Annotated in this window: 17 protein-coding genes and 1 riboswitch; of the genes, 8 read left to right on the forward strand and 9 right to left on the reverse strand. The window is 73.1% G+C overall.

Translation table 11 applies throughout. From position 1 onward, the window contains the following. Positions 1 to 5: 5 nt before the first annotated feature. The 3 genes from IE267_RS04655 to IE267_RS04665 form a co-directional block, all read right to left on the reverse strand. Positions 6 to 653, reverse strand: coding sequence for an SCO2322 family protein (locus IE267_RS04655; RefSeq protein WP_189762488.1), 648 nt, complete (start codon positions 651 to 653; stop codon positions 6 to 8). Further along, complete coding sequence (locus IE267_RS04660; RefSeq protein WP_189762247.1) at positions 653 to 1,891, reverse strand: SCO2321 family membrane protein; 1,239 nt, start codon at positions 1,889 to 1,891, stop codon at positions 653 to 655. The genes IE267_RS04655 and IE267_RS04660 overlap by 1 nt, the downstream gene beginning before the upstream one ends. A gap of 130 nt (positions 1,892 to 2,021) precedes the next feature. Further along, a riboswitch (cobalamin riboswitch) is annotated at positions 2,022 to 2,091 on the reverse strand. A 439-nt stretch (positions 2,092 to 2,530) separates the two neighbouring features. Continuing rightward, entirely contained in the window at positions 2,531 to 3,631 is a 1,101-nt protein-coding gene (locus IE267_RS04665) for a Strvi_7410 family MBL fold metallo-hydrolase (protein ID WP_167153555.1), read from the reverse strand. A gap of 261 nt (positions 3,632 to 3,892) precedes the next feature. On the opposite strand from IE267_RS04665, the gene IE267_RS04670 reads away from it, so the two are divergent. Then, positions 3,893 to 5,353: an aldehyde dehydrogenase gene (locus IE267_RS04670; protein WP_189762248.1), complete on the forward strand. Its 1,461-nt coding sequence runs from the start codon at positions 3,893 to 3,895 to the stop codon at positions 5,351 to 5,353. Further along, positions 5,353 to 5,586 carry a ferredoxin gene (locus IE267_RS04675; RefSeq protein WP_161246300.1) on the forward strand — a complete coding sequence of 78 codons (234 nt, stop codon included), beginning with the start codon at positions 5,353 to 5,355 and terminating at the stop codon, positions 5,584 to 5,586. Before IE267_RS04670 ends, IE267_RS04675 begins: the two co-directional genes overlap by 1 nt. 189 nt (positions 5,587 to 5,775) lie before the next feature. Here IE267_RS04675 and IE267_RS04680 read toward each other — a convergent pair whose 3' ends face one another. Continuing rightward, positions 5,776 to 6,402, reverse strand: a complete 627-nt coding sequence (locus IE267_RS04680; RefSeq protein ID WP_167153559.1) for a TetR family transcriptional regulator — start codon at positions 6,400 to 6,402, stop codon at positions 5,776 to 5,778. Positions 6,403 to 6,638: 236 nt separating this feature from the next. Between IE267_RS04680 and IE267_RS04685 the strand changes: the two genes are divergently transcribed. The 3 genes from IE267_RS04685 to IE267_RS04695 all read left to right on the forward strand — a co-directional run bounded on the left by IE267_RS04685 (position 6,639) and on the right by IE267_RS04695 (position 9,851). Further along, complete coding sequence (locus IE267_RS04685; protein ID WP_167153561.1) at positions 6,639 to 7,961, forward strand: glycosyltransferase family 4 protein; 1,323 nt, start codon at positions 6,639 to 6,641, stop codon at positions 7,959 to 7,961. A gap of 73 nt (positions 7,962 to 8,034) precedes the next feature. Further along, positions 8,035 to 8,778, forward strand: a complete 744-nt coding sequence (locus tag IE267_RS04690; protein ID WP_161246294.1) for a class I SAM-dependent methyltransferase — start codon at positions 8,035 to 8,037, stop codon at positions 8,776 to 8,778. Further along, positions 8,775 to 9,851, forward strand: a complete 1,077-nt coding sequence (locus IE267_RS04695) for a prenyltransferase (RefSeq protein WP_161246292.1) — start codon at positions 8,775 to 8,777, stop codon at positions 9,849 to 9,851. The genes IE267_RS04690 and IE267_RS04695 overlap by 4 nt, the downstream gene beginning before the upstream one ends. Here the strand turns inward: IE267_RS04695 and IE267_RS40085 are convergent. Then, positions 9,836 to 9,958, reverse strand: coding sequence for a hypothetical protein (locus IE267_RS40085; RefSeq protein ID WP_267907167.1), 123 nt, complete (start codon positions 9,956 to 9,958; stop codon positions 9,836 to 9,838). The two genes, IE267_RS04695 and IE267_RS40085, sit on opposite strands and share 16 nt — an antisense overlap. 15 nt (positions 9,959 to 9,973) lie before the next feature. Here IE267_RS40085 and IE267_RS04700 point away from each other — a divergent pair, with 15 nt between their 5' ends. Continuing rightward, entirely contained in the window at positions 9,974 to 10,543 is a 570-nt protein-coding gene (locus IE267_RS04700) for a hypothetical protein (RefSeq protein ID WP_167153564.1), read from the forward strand. A 7-nt stretch (positions 10,544 to 10,550) separates the two neighbouring features. On the opposite strand, the gene IE267_RS04705 is transcribed toward IE267_RS04700, so the two are convergent. The 4 genes from IE267_RS04705 to IE267_RS04720 form a co-directional block, all read right to left on the reverse strand. After that, positions 10,551 to 11,561 carry an LLM class F420-dependent oxidoreductase gene (locus tag IE267_RS04705; protein ID WP_189762249.1) on the reverse strand — a complete coding sequence of 337 codons (1,011 nt, stop codon included), beginning with the start codon at positions 11,559 to 11,561 and terminating at the stop codon, positions 10,551 to 10,553. A 100-nt stretch (positions 11,562 to 11,661) separates the two neighbouring features. Then, positions 11,662 to 12,528: a DUF5336 domain-containing protein gene (locus IE267_RS04710; protein ID WP_189762250.1), complete on the reverse strand. Its 867-nt coding sequence runs from the start codon at positions 12,526 to 12,528 to the stop codon at positions 11,662 to 11,664. A gap of 144 nt (positions 12,529 to 12,672) precedes the next feature. After that, positions 12,673 to 13,629 (reverse strand): N-acetylmuramoyl-L-alanine amidase, encoded by a 957-nt coding sequence (locus tag IE267_RS04715; RefSeq protein ID WP_229860722.1) that lies wholly within the window; start codon positions 13,627 to 13,629, stop codon positions 12,673 to 12,675. 56 nt (positions 13,630 to 13,685) lie between these two features. After that, positions 13,686 to 14,279 carry a class I SAM-dependent methyltransferase gene (locus IE267_RS04720; RefSeq protein ID WP_189762490.1) on the reverse strand — a complete coding sequence of 198 codons (594 nt, stop codon included), beginning with the start codon at positions 14,277 to 14,279 and terminating at the stop codon, positions 13,686 to 13,688. Positions 14,280 to 14,531: 252 nt separating this feature from the next. Here IE267_RS04720 and IE267_RS04725 point away from each other — a divergent pair, with 252 nt between their 5' ends. Then, entirely contained in the window at positions 14,532 to 16,691 is a 2,160-nt protein-coding gene (locus IE267_RS04725; RefSeq protein WP_189762251.1) for an acyl-CoA dehydrogenase family protein, read from the forward strand. A 24-nt stretch (positions 16,692 to 16,715) separates the two neighbouring features. Next, complete coding sequence (locus tag IE267_RS04730) at positions 16,716 to 17,903, forward strand: lipid-transfer protein (RefSeq protein ID WP_167156268.1); 1,188 nt, start codon at positions 16,716 to 16,718, stop codon at positions 17,901 to 17,903. Positions 17,904 to 18,170 lie beyond the last annotated feature (267 nt).

Consider the following 18,170-nt stretch of genomic DNA (forward strand, 5'->3'; position numbering starts at 1 on the left):
CCGGGTCAGTTTCCGCGGCGGCGGCGGGACTGCCAGATCGCCGCCGCGCCCAGCGCGAGGATGGCGGCCACTCCGGCCAGCAGGCCCACCGACGGGCCCGAACCCCCCGTGTCCTTCGCCGCGGCCGGCTTCGCGGTCGCTGCCGGGCCGTCGACCTGTTCGCCGCATCCCGTGCGCGGGTAGCCGCCGATCGCGCACAGCAGGGCCGCGCTGTTGTAGCGGAGCGGCTTCGCCACGGCGGCCAGGGCGTCGGCGGTGGTGGCGTCCGGGGCGACCTGCGCGCAGGCGGTGCGCGGGGCGGGCGGGGTGTCGCCCGGGGCCGCGTCCTGGGGCGTGCCGAAGTCGATGACGAGCGCGACCCGCTTCGTGTCGTCCTTGGTGGGCGTCGCACCGCACACCGCCTCGAAGGACGGTGCCGTACGCGGCTGGGTCGCGTCCTTGGAGTCCGCGCTCACCGCGAAGCGGAAGCCCTCCACCGAGCCGTCGCCGGGGTGCGCGGACGCCGGGCCCTGAGTGGCGTACGTCCACGCGTCGCCCGTCAGGTCCCAGAACGACCAGTACCGGTAGCCCGCCGCCTGGGCGGGCCCGGCGCCGGTGGCGAGGACCACCAGGGCGAGGAGCGGCGCGGCGAACGAGGCGAGGCGCGTGCGCATCACAGCTGCTGGTTCTTCTTGCGGCCGCTGATCAGGAAGCCGACGCCGATACCGGCGACCAGGCCGACGCCGACGATCCACCAGACGGAGATGCCGTCGTTCTTCTCGTCCGACTTCTGGTCCGACGTCTCGGACGAGGCGGCCGGGGACGCCGCCGACTCCGGGGCCGGGCCCGTCGCGTTGAGGGACGTGACCAGGTTCACTCCGCCGAAGTTCGTCGGGTCGGCGCCGGTCGCGTCCGCGGCGAAGACGAGCTGGGCGTAGGCGGCGGGGCCGTTCTCCTTGGCCCATGCGGTGGCGTTCTTGGCGAGCCAGTCGGCGGACGCCTTCGCCTGCTGCGCCCGGCCGTCGGCGGCGAGGGCGACGATCGCGTCCGCGGTGTTGCCGAAGTCGGGCTGGTCGGCGGCGCCCGGCATCGCGGACTTCAGGAATCCGGTCGGTGCCAGCGTCCTGGCGAGGTAGGCGGCGCCGTTGTGCGCGGCCTGCTCGGGCGTGGTGGCCTTCTCGCAGGCGGTGCCCTTGGCGTCGGCGGGGCCCGCGGTGGCGGTGAGGCCCTTGCCGAGCGAGCCGGTCACCGCGGCGGCGGTCGCGTCGGCGTTGGCGTACAGCTTCCCGGTCTTCAGGTCGCCCTGGTAGGCGAAGGCGCCGCCGCCGGAAGGGTCGTCGCAGGGCAGCGCGAAGGCGAGCAGCCCGTCGAACGGAGACTTGCCGCCCTTGGCCGACTTCACCTCGGCCGGCTTCTCGCCGGCGGCGGCGAGCGCGCCGATGACGATCGCGGTGGAGTTGGCGTCGCTCTTCGAGCCGGGGTTGTAGGCCCAGCCGCCGTCGTCGTTCTGTACGGACTTCAGCCAGCCGGCGCCCTTCTTCACGGCGTCGTCGTGGCCGCCGAGCGCCACCAGTGCCTGGACCGCGGCGGAGGTGGCGTTGGTGTCCAGCATCGCCTTGGGGTCGCACGGCTTGGCCGCGTCCGCGCGGAACGCGGTGAAGGCACCGCTCTCGCACTGCTGGCCGGTGAGCCAGGTGATGGCCCGGGCGGCGGGCTTGACGCCCGCCTTCTCCTGGGCGAGGAAGGCGAGGGACTGCCGGAAGACGCCGTCGTACTGGGGGTCCTTGGTTCCGTACAGGCCCGGCGGGACCGCCGCGGGGGACGGCGTGCCGTCGGCGAATGCGGCCGGGGCGGCGCCGCCCAGGACGGCGGTGGCGGCGGCGAGCGCTGCGGCGCAGCGGCGTACGGTCATGGCGGGCGGTGCCTCTCCTGCGGGGGAGCGCGGGCGGGCGCGCGCTGGCACCCGGCTCGGGCCCCGTATACCTCGACGGTGCGGGCCACCCGCGGTGTGCGGGTGACGTGTGAGCCGGTCATGCGGGACGGGGCATTCCGGCTTGCCACCGGAGTGGCCTCACGGCTGCGGGTCAGCGCCGGATTCGCACCGGCTTCCCCCCGTACGTGCATGACGACCCGCCCACCCTACCCGGCGGGTGGACGCCGCCGGGGCTCCGCCCCGGCCCCCCTGAGGGGCTCCGCCCCTCGAACCCTGCGGGGGCTCCGCCCCCTGCACCCCCGTTCGCGCCTGAAGGGCGCTCGTCCTCAAACTCCCCCAAGGCCTCAAGGGCCAGGGGGACCCCCATGACGGGCTGAAGATGCCTGCGCCGGCCCGCACCGATCAGCCGGGAGGGCTGAATGCCCGGTGCGGGCAAGCACCAAGGCTTTTAGGGGCGCGGGGAACTGCGCGGCCGGCCCAGCACGGTCCGCAGCCGAAAAATGGGGGCCCGGGGGTGCAGCCCCCGGAAGCCCACCCACCCGCCACTCCCCCCCGGAGGGTTTGGGGAGGGGGGCGGGGAGGGGCCAAGAACCGGGGTCCGGGGAGCCCCGGGGTGCCTCAGCCGGGCTCGGTCGAGCGGAACCGGACCACCCCGCCCCCCGGCACCCGCTCGACCCTGCCCAGCTTTTCGAGCCGCCGCACGTGCGCCTCCGCCTCCGACACCGCGATCGTGCGTGACCCGTACGGAATCTGCGCCCAGGGCCGGTTCCACTCCATGCGCTCCGCCAGCTCCCACGGTGTGAGGGGGACGGCGAGCAGGGACAGCAGGCCCGTCAGCCGGTCCTCGTGGTGGGACAGGAGCTCGCGCACCCGCGCTCCCGCCGTCGTGAACGCGTGCTGGTGGGCGGGCAGCACCTCGGCGACCGAGAGGCGGCCGACCCGTTCGAGGGAGTCGAGGTAGTCGCCGAGGGGGTCGGTCTCTACCGCGTCGTCGGGGTCCTCGTACAGGCCGATGTGCGGGGTGATCCCGGGCAGCAGGTGGTCGCCGCTGAACAGGCGCCCGTTGCCGGGCAGCCCCGAGGGGTGCTCCTCCTCCAGGTGGAGGCAGACGTGGCCCGGCGTGTGCCCCGGTGTCCAGATCGCGCGGAGCCGGCGCCCGGCCAGCGGCAGCAGGTCGCCCGGCACGATCTCGCGGTCCGGCAGTGCGGCCCGCAGCCCCGGCAGGGTGCGCATGCGTCCGGACGTACGGGCCTCCCGCAGCGGGGCGAGATGCTCCTCGGGTGCGCCGACCGCCGCGAGCTTGGCGCACAGGTAGTCCAGCCAGACGCCCGGTCGGGCCTCCCGGGTGCGGCGCACCACGGCTGCGTCCGCCGCGTGCATCGCGATCCAGGCGCCCGAGGCCTCCCGGACCTGACCGGAGAGGCCGTGGTGGTCGGGGTGGTGGTGGGTGATGACCACCCCGTGCACGGCGGACACGTCGGTACCCAGCGCCCGCAGGCCCGCGGCCAGGGTGTCCCAGGAGTCCGGGTCGTCCCACCCGGTGTCGACGAGCACCGGCCCCCGGTCGGTGTCGACGAGGTGGACCAGGGTGTGGCCGAGCGGGTTGTCCGGGATCGGCACCTCGATGGAGTGGACCCCGCCCCCGTGGTCGGTCACCCGAGGCGTGGCCGGCTCCCGCGTCGGCTCCTGTGCCCGCTCCCGCGCTGGCTCCTGCGGCATGGAGTCCTCGTCTCTCTGGACCCCGAACTCCGGGTCCGTGTGCGGCCGGCCGGCGCCACCCGGTCGAGTGGCACGCCCCGGCCACTATAACTAGAACTGGTTCCACTGGTCGCCCGGTTCGTCCCGCCCTCCCGCGATCAACTCCGTTCGCTCGGACGTCAGCCGACCCGTCCCCGCCGTGGACTAGTGCAACTAGAACTGGTATCAGTTCTGAAACAACGTCAGGCCACAGCGAAGCCCGCGCCGCAGGAGGCACCAGGCATGACCGAGCTCGTGGAACACGGACAGCTTTTCATCGGCGGGGAGTTGACCGACCCGCTCGGCACCGACGTCATCGAGGTGATCTCGCCCCATACCGAGCAGGTCATCGGCCACGTCCCGCACGCCTCCCGGGCGGACGTGGACCGGGCCGTGGCCGCCGCGCGACGGGCCTTCGACACCGGACCCTGGGCGCGGGCCACGCCCGAGGAGCGCATCGAGGTGGTGTCCCGGATCAAGGACGCCATTCTCGTACGGCACGAGGAGATCGCCCGGTCCATCAGCTCACAGAACGGCTCCCCGTACTCCTGGAGCGTGCTCGCCCAGGCGCTCGGCGCGATGATGGTGTGGGACTCGGCGATCACCGTGGCCCGCCAATTCCCTTACGAGGAACGGCGGTCGGGCGCGCTCGGACCGCTCCTCGTGCGGCGGGAGCCGGTGGGGGTCGTGGCCGCCGTGGTGCCGTGGAACGTCCCGCAGTTCGTGGCCGCGGCCAAGCTGGGGCCCGCGCTGCTCACCGGCTGCTCGGTGATCCTCAAGCCGTCCCCCGAGTCGCCCCTCGACTCCTACATCCTCGGCGAGATCGCGGCCGAGGCGGGAGTGCCGGAAGGGGTGCTGTCCATCCTGCCCGCGGACCGCGAGGTCAGCGAGTACCTCGTGGGGCACCCCGGCGTCGACAAGGTGTCCTTCACCGGTTCCGTCGCGGCCGGCAAGCGCGTGATGGAGGTCGCCGCGCGCAACCTCACCCGCGTCACCCTGGAGTTGGGCGGAAAGTCGGCCGCGGTGATCCTGCCGGACGCCGACCTCGAAGCGGCCGTCGCGGGCGTCGTCCCGGCCGCCTGGATGAACAACGGGCAGGCGTGCGTGGCCCAGACGCGCATCCTGGCCCCGCGCAGCCGGTACGAGGAGATCGCCGAGGCGTTCGCGGCCGCCGCGGGCGCGCTCGTCGTGGGGGACCCGCTGGACGCGGCCACCCAGGTCGGCCCGCTGGTCGCCGAGCGGCAGCGGCAGCGCTCGCTGGACTACATCAGGATCGGACAGGAGGAAGGCGCCAAGATCCTCACCGGGGGCGGGCGTCCGGCCGGGTTCGACCGGGGCTGGTACGTCGAGCCGACCCTCTTCGGTGACGTCGACAACACGATGCGCGTCGCCCGGGAGGAGATCTTCGGACCGGTCATCTGTCTGCTGCCGTACGGGGACGAGGCCGAGGCGCTCAGGATCGCCAACGACTCCGAGTACGGGCTCAGCGGCAGCGTGTGGACCGGGGACGTCGAGCACGGCATCGACTTCGCGCGCTCGGTGCGCACCGGCACCTTCAACGTCAACACCTTCAGCCTCGACATGCTGGGCCCGTTCGGCGGCTACAAGTCCTCCGGTCTGGGGCGGGAGTTCGGGCCCGAGGGCTTCGGCGAGTACCTGGAGCACAAGATGATCCACCTGCCCGCCGGGCACGGAGGCGAGTGATGGGCGACCGCTGGCACGTCGAGGTCGACCGGAGCGTGTGCATCGGATCCGGCATGTGCGTCAACCACGCCCCGGCCGGGTTCGAGCTCGACTCCGCACGTCAGTCCCACCCGCGCAGCCCCGACAGCGACGCCAGCGAACAGGTCCTGGCCGCCGCCGAGGGCTGCCCGGTCGAGGCCATCTCGATCACCCTGGCCGACTCCCGGGAGGCCGTCTTCCCGCCCGAGGACTAGCGCCGCCGCGCAGGCCCCGACCCTGGCGCCAACTCCCCTGTGGGCCCTGCCTGTTCGGACCCCGCGAACACGGGTCGGTCCGCGGTCCGGGCGAACGGATCGGTGGGGGCGCCGGGGCGCCTGCGCGCGCAGAGCGGGTCGGTCCTGGGGCCGCGGGGGCGGGTGTCGGCCCCTGAGCGGGCCGCAGGCCTAGGCGCGCTGGTCCCTGGCCGGGGCCGTGAGGTCGATGAGTCTGCAGACGGTCTCGATGTCGATCTTGACCTGGGCGATGGACGCCCGGCCCGAGAGCCAGGTGATCAGGGCCGAGTGCCAGGTGTGCTCGATGACCCGGACGGCCGAGAGCTGCTCGGGCGTGGGGTGATCGAGGCCCATCGCGTCCAGGATGATCGCCGTGGTCTGCCGCGAGACGGTGTCGACCTCGGGGCTCACCGAGCGGTCCGCGAAGGTGAGGGCGCGCACCATCGCGTCCGCCAGGTGCGGCTCGCGCTGGAGCGCGCGGAAGGCCCGCATGAGGGTTTCGGCCACCCGCTCCGCCGAACCGGTGCCGGACGGCGGATGCTTGCGCAGGGTGCCGTGCAGATGCTGGAGCTGGTCCTGCATGGTGGCGACCAGGAGGTGGATCTTGGACGGGAAGTAGCGGTACAGGGTGCCGAGCGCGACCCCCGCGGCCTCGGCCACCTCGCGCATCTGCACCGCGTCGAAGCCGCCGCGGCTGGCCAGCTGGGCGCTCGCGTGCAGGATGCGACGGCGCCGGGCCTCCTGGCGTTCCGTCAGGGGAGGGGCGGCCGGGACGGCCGCCTTGGCTTCCGCTGTCATGTGTCCCGTTCCGTTTGTCCAGTTCTCTGCCACCGGTGTTCGGCCGCCCAGCATGGCAGGGGCCCCGCCGTGGCGCGAATCACCTGATCCGGCTCTTACGGTCGCGCTACCTGCCGGTAGATTCGATGCTCCTTGAGTGATCGAAGTACGCTCAAGAAGGACCAAGTCTGGAACTTGTTCTAGATTAGCGCGAGCGGTTACGCTCCGGCGAAACGCAGTGATGAAGGGGGCCGCGTGTGACCGCTGAGGCCATCGAGGCAAGCCCCCGCGCCGGGGGCGCCGACCGTGCGGGCGATCGCCCGCTGCGGATCGCGCTGCTCACCTACAAGGGGAACCCGTTCTGCGGCGGCCAGGGCGTCTACGTCCGCCACCTCTCGCGCGAACTCGCCCGGCTCGGGCACTCCGTGGAGGTCATCGGCGCCCAGCCCTACCCCGTGCTCGACGAGGGCGTCCCGCTCACCGAGCTCGCCAGCCTCGACCTGTACCGCTCGCCCGATCCCTTCCGCACGCCCGCCAGGGACGAGTACCGGGACTGGATCGACCGCCTGGAGGTCGCCGCCATGCGCACCGGCGGCTTCCCCGAGCCGCTCACCTTCTCGCTGCGCGCCCGGCGTCATCTGGTGGCCCGGCGGGGCGAGTTCGACGTGGTCCACGACAACCAGACGCTCGGCTACGGGCTGCTCGGGGACGTCGGCGCGCCCCTGGTCACCACGATCCACCACCCCATCACCGTCGACCGCCGGCTCGAACTGGACGCGGCGCCCGACTGGAAGCGCCGCGCCTCGGTGCGCCGCTGGTACGGCTTCACGCGGATGCAGAAGCGGGTCGCCCGCCGGCTGCCGTCGGTGCTGACCGTCTCCGGGACCTCCAAGGGCGAGATCGTCGACCACCTCGGCGTGCGCGCGGACCGCATCGAGGTCGTGCACATCGGCGCCGACACCGCCCTGTGGTCGCCGGACCCGGCCGTCGCCGAGGTGCCCGGCCGGATCGTGACCACCTCCAGCGCGGACGTGCCGCTCAAGGGCCTCGTCTTCCTCGTCGAGGCCCTGGCCAAGCTGCGCACCGAGCACCCGGCGGCCCACCTCGTCGTCGTCGGCAAGCGCGCCGAGGACGGGCCGGTCGCCCACGCCATCGAGAAGTACGGGCTCGGTGACGCCGTCCGGTTCGTCAAGGGCATCACCGACGCCGAACTCGTCGACCTCGTACGTTCCGCGCAGATCAGCTGTGTGCCCTCGCTGTACGAGGGCTTCTCGCTGCCCGCCGCCGAGGCCATGGCGACCGGCACCCCGCTGCTCGCCACGACCGGCGGGGCGATCCCCGAGGTCGCCGGCACCGACGGCGAGACCTGCCTCGCGGTGCCGCCCGGCGACGCGGGGGCGCTGGCGGCCGGGCTCGCCCGCCTCCTCGGTGACCCCGAGCTGCGGGCCAGGCTCGGCGCGGCCGGCCGCGAACGGGTCCTGGAACGCTTCACCTGGGCCCGCGCCGCCCGGGGCACCGCCGAGCTCTACCGCGAGGCCATCGAGGCGCAGGGCCGTACGGCCCGGAAGCCCGCCAGGTGACCGGGCGCCCCGCGCCCACGACTACCGGCCGCTCCGCGGCCACAGGTGATCTCCATCGGAAAGGGCAGACCCCGTGCTGACCGTCGACTTCTCCCGCTTCCCGCTCGCCCCGGGCGACCGCGTGCTCGACCTGGGCTGCGGCGCGGGCCGGCACGCCTTCGAGTGCTACCGGCGCGGCGCCCAGGTCGTGGCGCTGGACCAGAACGCCGAGGAGATCCGCGAGGTCGCCAAGTGGTTCGCCGCGATGAAGGAGGCGGGGGAGGCGCCCGAGGGGGCCACCGCCACCGCGATGGAGGGGGACGCGCTCAACCTGCCCTTCCCCGACGAGTCGTTCGACGTCGTGATCATCTCCGAGGTCATGGAGCACATCCCCGACGACAAGGGCGTGCTCGCCGAGATGGTCCGCGTGCTGCGGCCCGGCGGCCGCATCGCGGTCACCGTCCCGCGCTACGGGCCCGAGAAGGTGTGCTGGGCGCTGTCCGACGCGTACCACGAGGTCGAGGGCGGCCACATCCGCATCTACAAGGCGGACGAACTCATCGGCAAGATGCGGCAGGCCGGCCTCAAGCCGTACGGCACCCACCACGCGCACGCGCTGCACTCGCCGTACTGGTGGCTCAAGTGCGCCTTCGGCGTCGACAACGACAAGGCGCTGCCGGTGAAGGCGTACCACCAGCTTCTGGTCTGGGACATCATGAAGACGCCCGGCATCAGCACCGTCACCCGGCTCGCCGAGCGGGCGCTCAACCCGGTCGTCGGCAAGAGCTTCGTGGCGTACGCGACCAAGCCGCACCTGCCCGTGGGCGCCGCCAAGTGACCTCTCCGGAGCGCACCGAACACCTCGTGCTGCCCGGGGTGCTCACCGCGGGCCAGGCCGGGCAGACCGTGGCGGCGCTGCTCGCCGCGCAGCGCGCCGACGGCGCCATCCCCTGGTTCCGCGGCCACCACCTGGACCCCTGGGACCACACCGAGGCCGCGATGGCGCTGGACGCGGCGGGCGAACACGCCGCCGCCGAGCGGGCCTACGAGTGGCTCGCCCGGCACCAGAACGACGACGGGTCCTGGTACGCCGCCTATCACGACGGCGAGCACGACCGGGTCACCGACCGCTGCCGCGAGTCCAACTTCGTCGCCTACATCGCGGTCGGGGTCTGGCACCACTACCTCGCCACCGGCGACGACACCTTCCTCGACCGGATGTGGCCCAAGGTCTTCGCGGCCGTCGAATGGGTCCTCGCGCTCCAGCAGAGCGGCGGGCAGATCGGCTGGAAGCGCGAGGAGGACGGCACCGCCGTCACCGACGCGCTGCTCACCGGCAGCTCCTCGGTGCACCACGCCCTGCGCTGCGCGCTCGCCATCGCCGAGCAGCGCGAAGAGCCGCAGCCCGACTGGGAGTTGGCGGCCGGTGCGCTCGCGCACGCCATCCAGCACCACCCCGAGCGCTTCCTCGACAAGTCCCGCTACTCGATGGACTGGTACTACCCGGTCCTCGGCGGTGCCCTGACCGACGCGGAGGCCAAGGCCCGCATCGACGCGATGTGGGACGACTTCGTGGTGCCCGGCCTCGGAGTGCGCTGTGTGCTGCCCAACCCGTGGGTCACCGGCGGCGAGAGCTGCGAGCTGGCCCTCGCGCTGTGGGCGACGGGCGAGTCCGACCGGGCCCTTGAGGTCCTCCAGTCCATCCAGCACCTGCGCGACCCTGCGACGGGCCTGTACTGGACGGGCTACGTCTTCGAGGGCAACCGCGCGGTATGGCCCGAGGAGCTCACGACGTGGACGGCGGGCTCGCTGCTGCTCGCGGTGGCGGCCCTCGGCGGCGACGAGGCGACCGGGGCGGTCTTCGGCGGCGAACGGCTGCCCAGGGGCCTGGCGCCCTACTGCTGCGGGTAGGACGGGCCCGTACGGAGAGGCCCCGCCGCGGCCGGGACGACCCGTACGGAGTCGCCCGAGTGGCGCAGTGCGGTGGGCCGGGTGAGGCTGCCGGGGAGGCCGAACATCCCCCGGAGGTCATCGTGCCCACTACGTTCCCCATCCGCCGCATAATCGTGGCGGTCGTCCTGTCCTGCGCCGTCCTGGTGTCGACGACCGCCTGCGGAGGAGAGACCAGGTCCACCCAGCGCGCCGCGCTCGCCGCGGCCGAGAGCACCCCCTCGCCGACCGCGTCGGCCGAGCGGCAGAAGCTCGCCAAGACCCGCTTCGTCGCCAACGCCGGACTCGCCGCGGGCGCCGCCTACCAGTGGATCATCAAGCCGTACAAGGCGGGCAAGTTCAAGAAGGGCGCGAAGGGCCGTACGTTCGCGCTCGTCAAGGCCGGTCTGGCCGGTGCGTTCACGTACAACCGCCTGAAGGCGGCGACCGAGAACGCCAAGGGCGACCCGCTGCTTTCCAAGGCCGTGGCGCCCCTCACCTCGGGCATCGACTCGCTCAAGAACCTGAGCGGCAAGCTGCGCAAGGGTGACGCGAACGACTCCGACGTCGGGGTGTTCGAGAACATGATCAACGGCGTCAAGGACGCGGGCCAGAAGGCGGGTGCGCCGGTCAAGGACCAGGTGCCTTCCGCGGGCCAGCTCGCCGGCGGCTGAAGCGGCGCTAGGAGTTCAGCTCCGCCAGCGTGCGCAGCGTCAAGGGGTCCGGTGAGGTGACCAACAGGTCCGTCACCGGGCCCTTGCGCCACAACTCCAGGCGTTCCGCGATGCGTTGACGGGGACCCACCAGGGAGATCTCGTCGGCGAACGCGTCCGGCACGGCGAGCACCGCCTCCTCCCGGCGGCCCGCGAGGAACAGCTCCTGGATGCGGCGGGCCGCGTCCTCGTACCCCATGCGGGCCATCAGGTCGGCGTGGAAGTTGCGGGCCGCGTGCCCCATGCCGCCGATGTAGAAGCCCAGCATCGCCTTGACCGGGAGCAGCCCCTCGGCGATGTCGTCGCAGACGTGGGCGCGCACCATGGGGGCGATCAGGAAGCCCTCGCGCAGGTCCGCGAGCGAGGCCTCGTAGACGCCCGTGCGGGTCGGCGACCAGTACAGGGGGAGCCAGCCGTCCGCGATGCGGGTGGTCTGGGCGATGTTCTTGGGGCCCTCGGCGCCCAGGAGTACGGGGATGTCCGGGCGCAGGGGATGGGTGATGGCCTTGAGGGGCTTGCCCAGACCCGTACCGTCCGGGCCCGCGTAGGGAAGCGCGTGGAAGCGTCCGTCGAGCTCCACCGGGCCCTCGCGGCGCAGCACTTGGCGGATCACGTCCACGTACTCGCGGGTCGCGGTGAGCGGACTCGACGGGAAGGGCCGGCCGTACCAGCCCTCCACCACCTGCGGCCCCGAGAGCCCGAGGCCCAGCATCATGCGCCCGCCCGAGAGGTGGTCGAGGGTGAGGGCGTGCATGGCGGTGGCGGTGGGGGTGCGCGCCGCCATCTGCGCGACGGCGGTGCCGAGCCGGATGCGCGAGGTGTGCGCGGCGATCCAGGTCAGCGGGGTGAAGGCGTCCGAGCCCCAGGCCTCCGCGGTCCACACCGAGTGATAGCCCAACTCCTCGGCGGTGCGGGCGAGTTCGAGGTGGGAGGGGTTCGGTCCGCGTCCCCAGTAGCCGAGTGCGAGTCCCAGGCGCATGTGCCGTCCCCTCCCGGTGATCTGACGATCCGTCAGGGGAGCGTAGGGCAACGGCCCCCCGCCCGGAAGGGGCGGGGGGCCGTCGGGGTGCTGCGGGTGATCAGCCGCGCTGGATGCCGGTGGTGTCCTGGAGGACGCCGCGGCGGCCGTCCTGCGTCTGGGCGACCAGGCCGGGACCGCGCTGGTCCACGGCCAAGTACCACGTGCCGGGGGCCAGTTCGGCGATCGGGGTGGGCGAGCCGTCCTCCGCGTACAGCGGGCGGGCGACGGGGACCGCGAACCAGAACGGGGCGAAGTCGCCGGCCGGGGCGGCCGCGGCGGGCTGCGCCTGGCTGTCCTTGTTCGGCTCGGCGGCGGCCGGCGCCTGCGCGCCGAACGGCTGGGCCTGGGCCTGGGCGCCGGGGTGGCCGCCGAGGCTCGGGTCGCCGGGCTGTGCGCCGTAGGGCTGCTGGGCCGCGCCGGGGTAGCCGTAGCCACCGGCCGGCTGGGCCGCGTTCGGGTAGCCGTAGGGCTGCGGGGCGGCGGCGGGGCTCGGGGTGCCCATCAGGGGCGCCTTGAGCGCGGCGACCAGCGGCGCGGCGACGGCTGCCGCGGCGAGCACCAGCGCGGCGATGAGGCCGAGGATCATGCCGGCGCCGGAGCCGTGCGCGTCGATGATCGTCCAGAACGCGGTCCACGCGGCGAAGACGGTGAAGGCGACACCGAACTGCGTGAGGTCGAGGCCCGCGACCGTCTTCGGCTGCGGCAGCGAGCGGCCGACGACGACGAGCACCGCGCCGATGATGCCCGCGAGGTACATGCTCATCAGGAGCGAGAGCGAGTCCCAGGCGTTCGGGGCGGACTGGCTCGGGCAGAACTGGCCAGAGCAGCTCGGAGTGGATGTGAGATTCAGGAACGAGGCGATGAACAGCACCACCGCTGCACCGATCACCACGCCGTCGCCTCGTGTGAGGGAGCGGATGTTCACGTAAAAGTCCTCTTTTATGTCGTCTCGTCGGGGCGGTCATCGCTGCCGCCGGTGTACGTGCACACGGCGTGAAGCTCTAGGTGGTTCCCCCTGTGCGGAAGAATCTATCGTCTGGAACTGTGGGCCGTACGGCGGGTCGGGAGCCTACCCGCCCAGGAACGCCGTAATGCCGTCGGCGATGCCCTGAGCGGCCTTCTGGTGCCAGGCCCCGCTCTTGAGGAGCTCCGAATCCCGGGAATCGCGCATGTTGCCGCACTCGATGAACACCTTCGGGACGGTCGACAGGTTGAGTCCGCCGAGGTCGCTGCGGGTGTCGAGGGCGGTGCCGCCGCCCACGTAGTTGGAGGCGTTCATGCCGGTGTCCAGGACGAACTTCCCCGCGATCCGCACACCGAGTTCACGCGAAGGCCCCACGATCGGGGCGGTGTCGGCGCCGCCGCCCTTCACCTTGGCGGGCAGGATGACGTGGAAGCCGCGCTGCCCCTCGTCCGCCCCGTCCGCGTGCACCGATACGACGGCATCGGCCTTCGCCCGATTCCCGACCCGGGCCCGCTCGTCCACACACGGTCCGAATGTCCGGTCGCCGTCCTGGGTGAAGACGACCTTGGCGCCCTGCTTTTCCAGGATCGCCCTGATCCGGTGCGACACATCGAGGGTGAACTCGGCTTCCGTATAACCGTCGTTGGTCTCGGTGCCGGTGGTGTCGCATTCCTTCTTGTTCGTTCCGATGTCCACCGGCTCATTGATCTCTTTTGTATGCCGGAAATTATTCGGATTGTGACCCGGATCGATGACGACGGTCTTTCCGGCGAGCGTGCCGGTGCCGGAACCGCCCCCGGGCGGAGCCGAGGGCGAGGCGGGGCGGGGGCTGCCCGTCACGGCCGGGGTGCCGGTGCCGGGGCGCGCGGACTGCTCGGTGCGGCTGGGCAGGGGCAGGACCTGGGGCGGCTTGTCGTCGTGGCCGGCGGTCCCTTCCATCGCCTGCCACACGAGCCAGCCCGCGAGGGCGGTCGGCGCCAGGGCGGCGAGGGCGACGAGGGCCCGGCCGCGTACGCGGCGCGACCGGCTGTCCTGATTCGATGACTCGCTGTCGTACGACACGAGCCGATGCTAACGGCGCGCCTCTCCCGGGCCCGGGCACTCGGCTGCGCGACGTGTCACAGCGCGGCGGCCGTGCGGCGCAGGACGCGCAGCGAGTCGGTCGCCGAGACCTCGGTGAAGGCGCCGGACTCCAGGGCTCGCAGATAGATGCGGTACGGGGCCTGGCCGGTGAACTCGTCCACCGGGTCGGGGAAGACGTCGTGGATGACCAGCGTGCCGCCCTCGGCGAGCTTCGGCGCCCAGCCCTCGTAGTCGGCGCTCGCGTGCTCGTCGGTGTGGCCGCCGTCGATGAAGACGAAGCCGAGCCGCCCGCCCCACACCCGCGCGACCTGCGGGGAGCGCCCGACCATCGCGATCACGTGGTCTTCGAGGCCCGCCGCGTGCAGGGTCCGCCGGAAGGTGGGCAGCGTGTCCATCCGGCCCACCTCCGGGTCGACGACCGTCGGGTCGTGGAAGTCCCAGCCCGGCTGCTGCTCCTCGCTGCCGCGGTGGTGGTCGACGGTGACGGCGACCGTGCCGCTCTCGCGGGCGGCCTCCGCGAGCAGGATCGTGGAGCGCCCGCAGTACGTGCCGACCTCCAGGAGCGGAAGGCCGAGCGCCCCGGCCGAGGCGGCCGCCTCGTACAGGGCGAGCCCCTCGCGTACGGGCATGAAGCCCTTGGCCGCCTCGAAGGCGGCCAGGATCTGAGGCTGGGGAGTGGCCACGGCCCTGCTCCTTGGGGTCGTAGGTGCGTGAGCGGTCCATGGTGCCGTACGCCGTCGGGGGCGCCCCGGGCGGGCGTGGTCCGGCGGGGGCCGCGCGGGGCCGGGGCGGCAAGCTCACGCCGATCTGACCTTCCGTCAGATTGAAACGTGTTCTACTCTTGCGCCGTTCTTCCGGACCGGCGACGGGTGAGGGCGTCCATGGGCATCGCGAACACGCAAGAACAGCGGGAGCTGGCCGAGGCGGTACGCGGCTGGCTCGCCCGGGCCGTACCGGTCGAGAAGGTGCGCGGGCTCCTGGACGCACCCGGGGCCGCTGGGGCCCGCCCGCAGTTCTGGGACGGGCTCGCCGAACAGGGGCTGCTCGGCGTCCACCTCGGCGAGGAGTTCGGCGGGGGCGGCCTCGTGGAGCTCGCGGTCGTCCTGGAGGAGGCGGGGCGCGGACTGCTGCCCGGCCCCTACCTCCCCTCGGCGCTCGCGGCCGAGCTGCTGCGCCGCGCCGGACGGCAGGAGGCCCTGGTCGCGGACATCGCCGAGGGGCGCACGACCGCGGCCGTCGCGCTCGGTGCGGGCACGCTCTGCGCCGTCGAGGGCGCGGGCGGCTGGCTCCTGGACGGCACCGCGCCCCCCGTACTGGCCGCCGGGCAGGCCGAGTTGGTGGTGCTGGCGGCCAAGGCCCACCACCGCACGCTCTGGCTCGCGGTGGACGCCGCGGCGCTGCGCATCCGTACGCAGCACGGTGCCGACCCGACCCGGCCCACCGCCGAGGTCCGGGCCGAGGGCGTCCTGGTCCCGGCCGACCGGGTCCTCGACGTGGACTCGGCGCTGGTGCGCGACCTCGCCGCCGTCCTCTTCGCCGCCGAGTCCTGCGGCACGGCGGCCCGCGCCCTGGAGACCGCGACCGAACACGCCAAGGTGCGCGAGCAGTTCGGGCGTCCCATCGGACAGTTCCAGGCGGTCAAGCACCTGTGCGCCGACATGCTGGTACGCCTGGAGCAGTCGCGCGCCCTGGTCTGGGACGCGGCCCGGGCCATGGACGAGCCCGCCGAGGTGCGGGGCCTGGTCGCGTCCCTCGCCGTGGCCACGGCGGTGGACACCGCCTGCTCCTGCGCCAAGGACTGCATCCAGATTCTCGGCGGCATCGGCTTCACCTGGGAGCACGACGCCCACCTGTATCTGCGCCGGGCCCTGGTCGCCCGCCAGCTCCTGGGGGCCGGGGACGAACACCGGCTGCGGGCGGTACGGCTCGCCGGCGACGGTGCCCGGCGCGAGCTGCGCACGGAGCTGCCGCCCGAGGCCGAGAACTACCGCGAGCCCGCCCGGGCGGCGATCGACACCGCACGGGGCCTCGACCCGGGCGCCGCACGCCGGGCCCTCGCCCCGGCCGGCTACGCGGCCCCGCACCTGCCGGCGCCCCATGGGCTGGGCGCGGGGCCGGTCCAACAGATCGTCATCCAGGAGGAGTTGAGGAGGGCCGCGGTCAAGGTGAGCGACCTCGGGATCGCCACCTGGGTGGTGCCCTCGCTCCTCGCCCACGGCAGCGGGCCCCAGCAGGACCGCTTCCTCGCACCCACCCTGCGCGGCGAGCTGCTGTGGTGCCAGCTGTTCTCGGAACCCGGCGCGGGCTCCGACCTCGCCTCGCTGCGCACCCGGGCCGAGCGCACCGCGGACGGCTGGCGCGTGACCGGCCAGAAGGTGTGGACGAGCGCCGCGCAGTGGGCGGACTACGGCATCCTGCTGGCCCGCACCGATCCGGCGGCCCCCAAGCATCAGGGGCTCACCTACTTCCTCGTCGACATGAAGCGGACCGAGGGCATCGACATCCGCCCCCTGAAGGAGATCACCGGCGACTCCCTCTTCAACGAGGTGTACTTCGACGGGGCGTTGCTGCCCGCCGACGCCGTGGTCGGCGAGGTGAACGGCGGCTGGCGGGTCGCCCGCAACACCCTCGGCAACGAACGCGTCCACATGGCCGACCAGGTCGCCTTCGACACCGGGCTCGAAGCGCTGATCGACCGTGCCGACGGGCTCGACGGGGCATACCGGGCGCGGATCGGCGCGCTCGCCGCGGAGGCGCACGCGCTGGCCTGCATCGGGCTGCGCACCACCCTGCAGCAGGTGTCGGGCCTGGAACCGGGTGCGGGGGCCAGTGTGCGCAAGCTCGTCCAGACCCCGCATCAGCAGAAGGTCGCCGAGCTCACCCTCGAACTCCTCGGCCCCGAGGGCGCGGTGGCCGAGGGCCCGGGTGAGCGGGCCGTGCACGGCTTCCTCATGTCGCGCTGCCTGACCATCGCGGGCGGCACCACCCAGGTCCAGCTCAACGTCGTCGCCGAGCGCATCCTCGGCCTGCCCCGAGACTGAAGGGTCCCTGTCGTGAAGAGTGCGATGAAGAGTTACGTCGTCGGTGTCGGCATGACGAAGTTCGAGAAGCCGGAGTCCCGGGACTGGCAGTACTGGGACATGGCGAAGGAGGCGGGCAGCGCGGCGCTCGCGGACGCCGGTGTCGACTACGACGCGGTGGAACAGGTCCCCGTCGGCTACTGCTTCCAGGCCTCGACCGCCGGTCAACGGGCCGTGTACGAGCTGGGGTTGACGGGTGTGCCCGTCTACAACGTCAACAACAACTGCGCCACGGGGGCGAGCGCGCTGATGCTGGCGCGGCAGTTCGTGGAGGGCGGCGTCAGCGACTGCGTGCTCGCGCTCGGCTTCGAGAAGATGAAGCGGGGCGCGCTCGGCGGCGGCTCGGACGGGGGCGACTTCGCGACGTCCCCCGTCGCCCGCCACTACGGGATCATGGCGGCCCGGCACGGCTTCGAGATGACACCGCCCACCGCGCAGATCTTCGGCAACGCGGCGCGCGAACACATGGAGCGGTACGGGACGACCGCGGCGCAGCTCGCCGCCGTGGGCGCCAAGAACCACCGGCACTCGGTGAACAACCCCAACGCCCAGTTCCAGGACCCCTATGCGGTCGAGGAGGTCCTCGCGGCGAAGACCATCCACCGGCCCCTGACCAAGCTCCAGTGCTCGCCGACCTCGGACGGGGCGGCGGCCGCGGTCGTCGTCTCGGAGCGGTTCGTGGAGCGGCACGGCCTGGGCGACCGGGCGGTGGAGATCGCCGGGCAGGCGATGACGACGGACACCGACGAGTCCTTCGCGTCGGGGAGCTGCATCGACGCGGTCGGGGCCCCGATGTCGCGGTCGGCCGGCCGGCAGGCCTTCGAGCGGGCGGGCCTCGGCATCGAGGACGTCGACGTGATCGAGCTGCACGACTGCTTCTCGATCAACGAGCTGCTCACGTACGAGGCGTTGGGGATGTGCGGGGCGGGGGAGTCGGGCAAGCTGGTCGAGTCCGGCGCGACGACGTACGGCGGACGGTGGGTGGTCAATCCCTCCGGAGGCCTGATCTCGAAGGGGCATCCGCTGGGCGCGACCGGGCTCGCGCAGGCGGCCGAGCTGGTGTGGCAGTTGCGCGGGGCTGCCGGGGCGCGGCAGGTACCGGGTGCGCGGGTGGGGCTCGCGCACAACATCGGGTTGGGCGGCGCGGCCGTCGTCACGGTGCTGCGCCGCTGAGTCTTCCCCACCCCGCCCCTTCCCGAGACCCTCCGGGGGGGGGATGGGAGGGCCTGGGTGCGAGTTCGGCTGCGGGCCGTGCGTGGCTGATCGCGCAGTTCCCCGCGCCCCTCAAGGCCTCGGTGCCGGCCGGCATGGGCATCTTCAGCCCGTCATGGGGATCCCCCCTGGCCCTTGAGGCCTTGGGGGAGTTCGAGGACGAGCGCCTTCCAGGCGCGACCGGGGGTCTGGGGGCGGAGCCCCCAGGGTCACATCAACCCCCGGAGA

This window comes from Streptomyces xanthochromogenes (assembly GCF_014650455.1).
In the GTDB taxonomy this organism is placed as follows: Bacteria; Actinomycetota; Actinomycetes; order Streptomycetales; family Streptomycetaceae; genus Streptomyces; species Streptomyces xanthochromogenes.

Coding starts and splice junctions, on each gene's coding strand:
- IE267_RS40085 (WP_267907167.1), bottom strand. CDS start 9,958: ATGTTCGGCCTCCCCGGCAGCCTCACCCGGCCCACCGCACTGCGCCAC.
- IE267_RS04675 (WP_161246300.1), top strand. CDS start 5,353: ATGGGCGACCGCTGGCACGTCGAGGTCGACCGGAGCGTGTGCATCGGA.
- IE267_RS04670 (WP_189762248.1), top strand. CDS start 3,893: ATGACCGAGCTCGTGGAACACGGACAGCTTTTCATCGGCGGGGAGTTG.
- IE267_RS04665 (WP_167153555.1), bottom strand. CDS start 3,631: ATGCCGCAGGAGCCAGCGCGGGAGCGGGCACAGGAGCCGACGCGGGAG.
- IE267_RS04720 (WP_189762490.1), bottom strand. CDS start 14,279: ATGCCCGTACGCGAGGGGCTCGCCCTGTACGAGGCGGCCGCCTCGGCC.
- IE267_RS04680 (WP_167153559.1), bottom strand. CDS start 6,402: ATGACAGCGGAAGCCAAGGCGGCCGTCCCGGCCGCCCCTCCCCTGACG.
- IE267_RS04660 (WP_189762247.1), bottom strand. CDS start 1,891: ATGACCGTACGCCGCTGCGCCGCAGCGCTCGCCGCCGCCACCGCCGTC.
- IE267_RS04655 (WP_189762488.1), bottom strand. CDS start 653: ATGCGCACGCGCCTCGCCTCGTTCGCCGCGCCGCTCCTCGCCCTGGTG.
- IE267_RS04730 (WP_167156268.1), top strand. CDS start 16,716: ATGAAGAGTTACGTCGTCGGTGTCGGCATGACGAAGTTCGAGAAGCCG.
- IE267_RS04705 (WP_189762249.1), bottom strand. CDS start 11,561: ATGCGCCTGGGACTCGCACTCGGCTACTGGGGACGCGGACCGAACCCC.
- IE267_RS04725 (WP_189762251.1), top strand. CDS start 14,532: ATGGGCATCGCGAACACGCAAGAACAGCGGGAGCTGGCCGAGGCGGTA.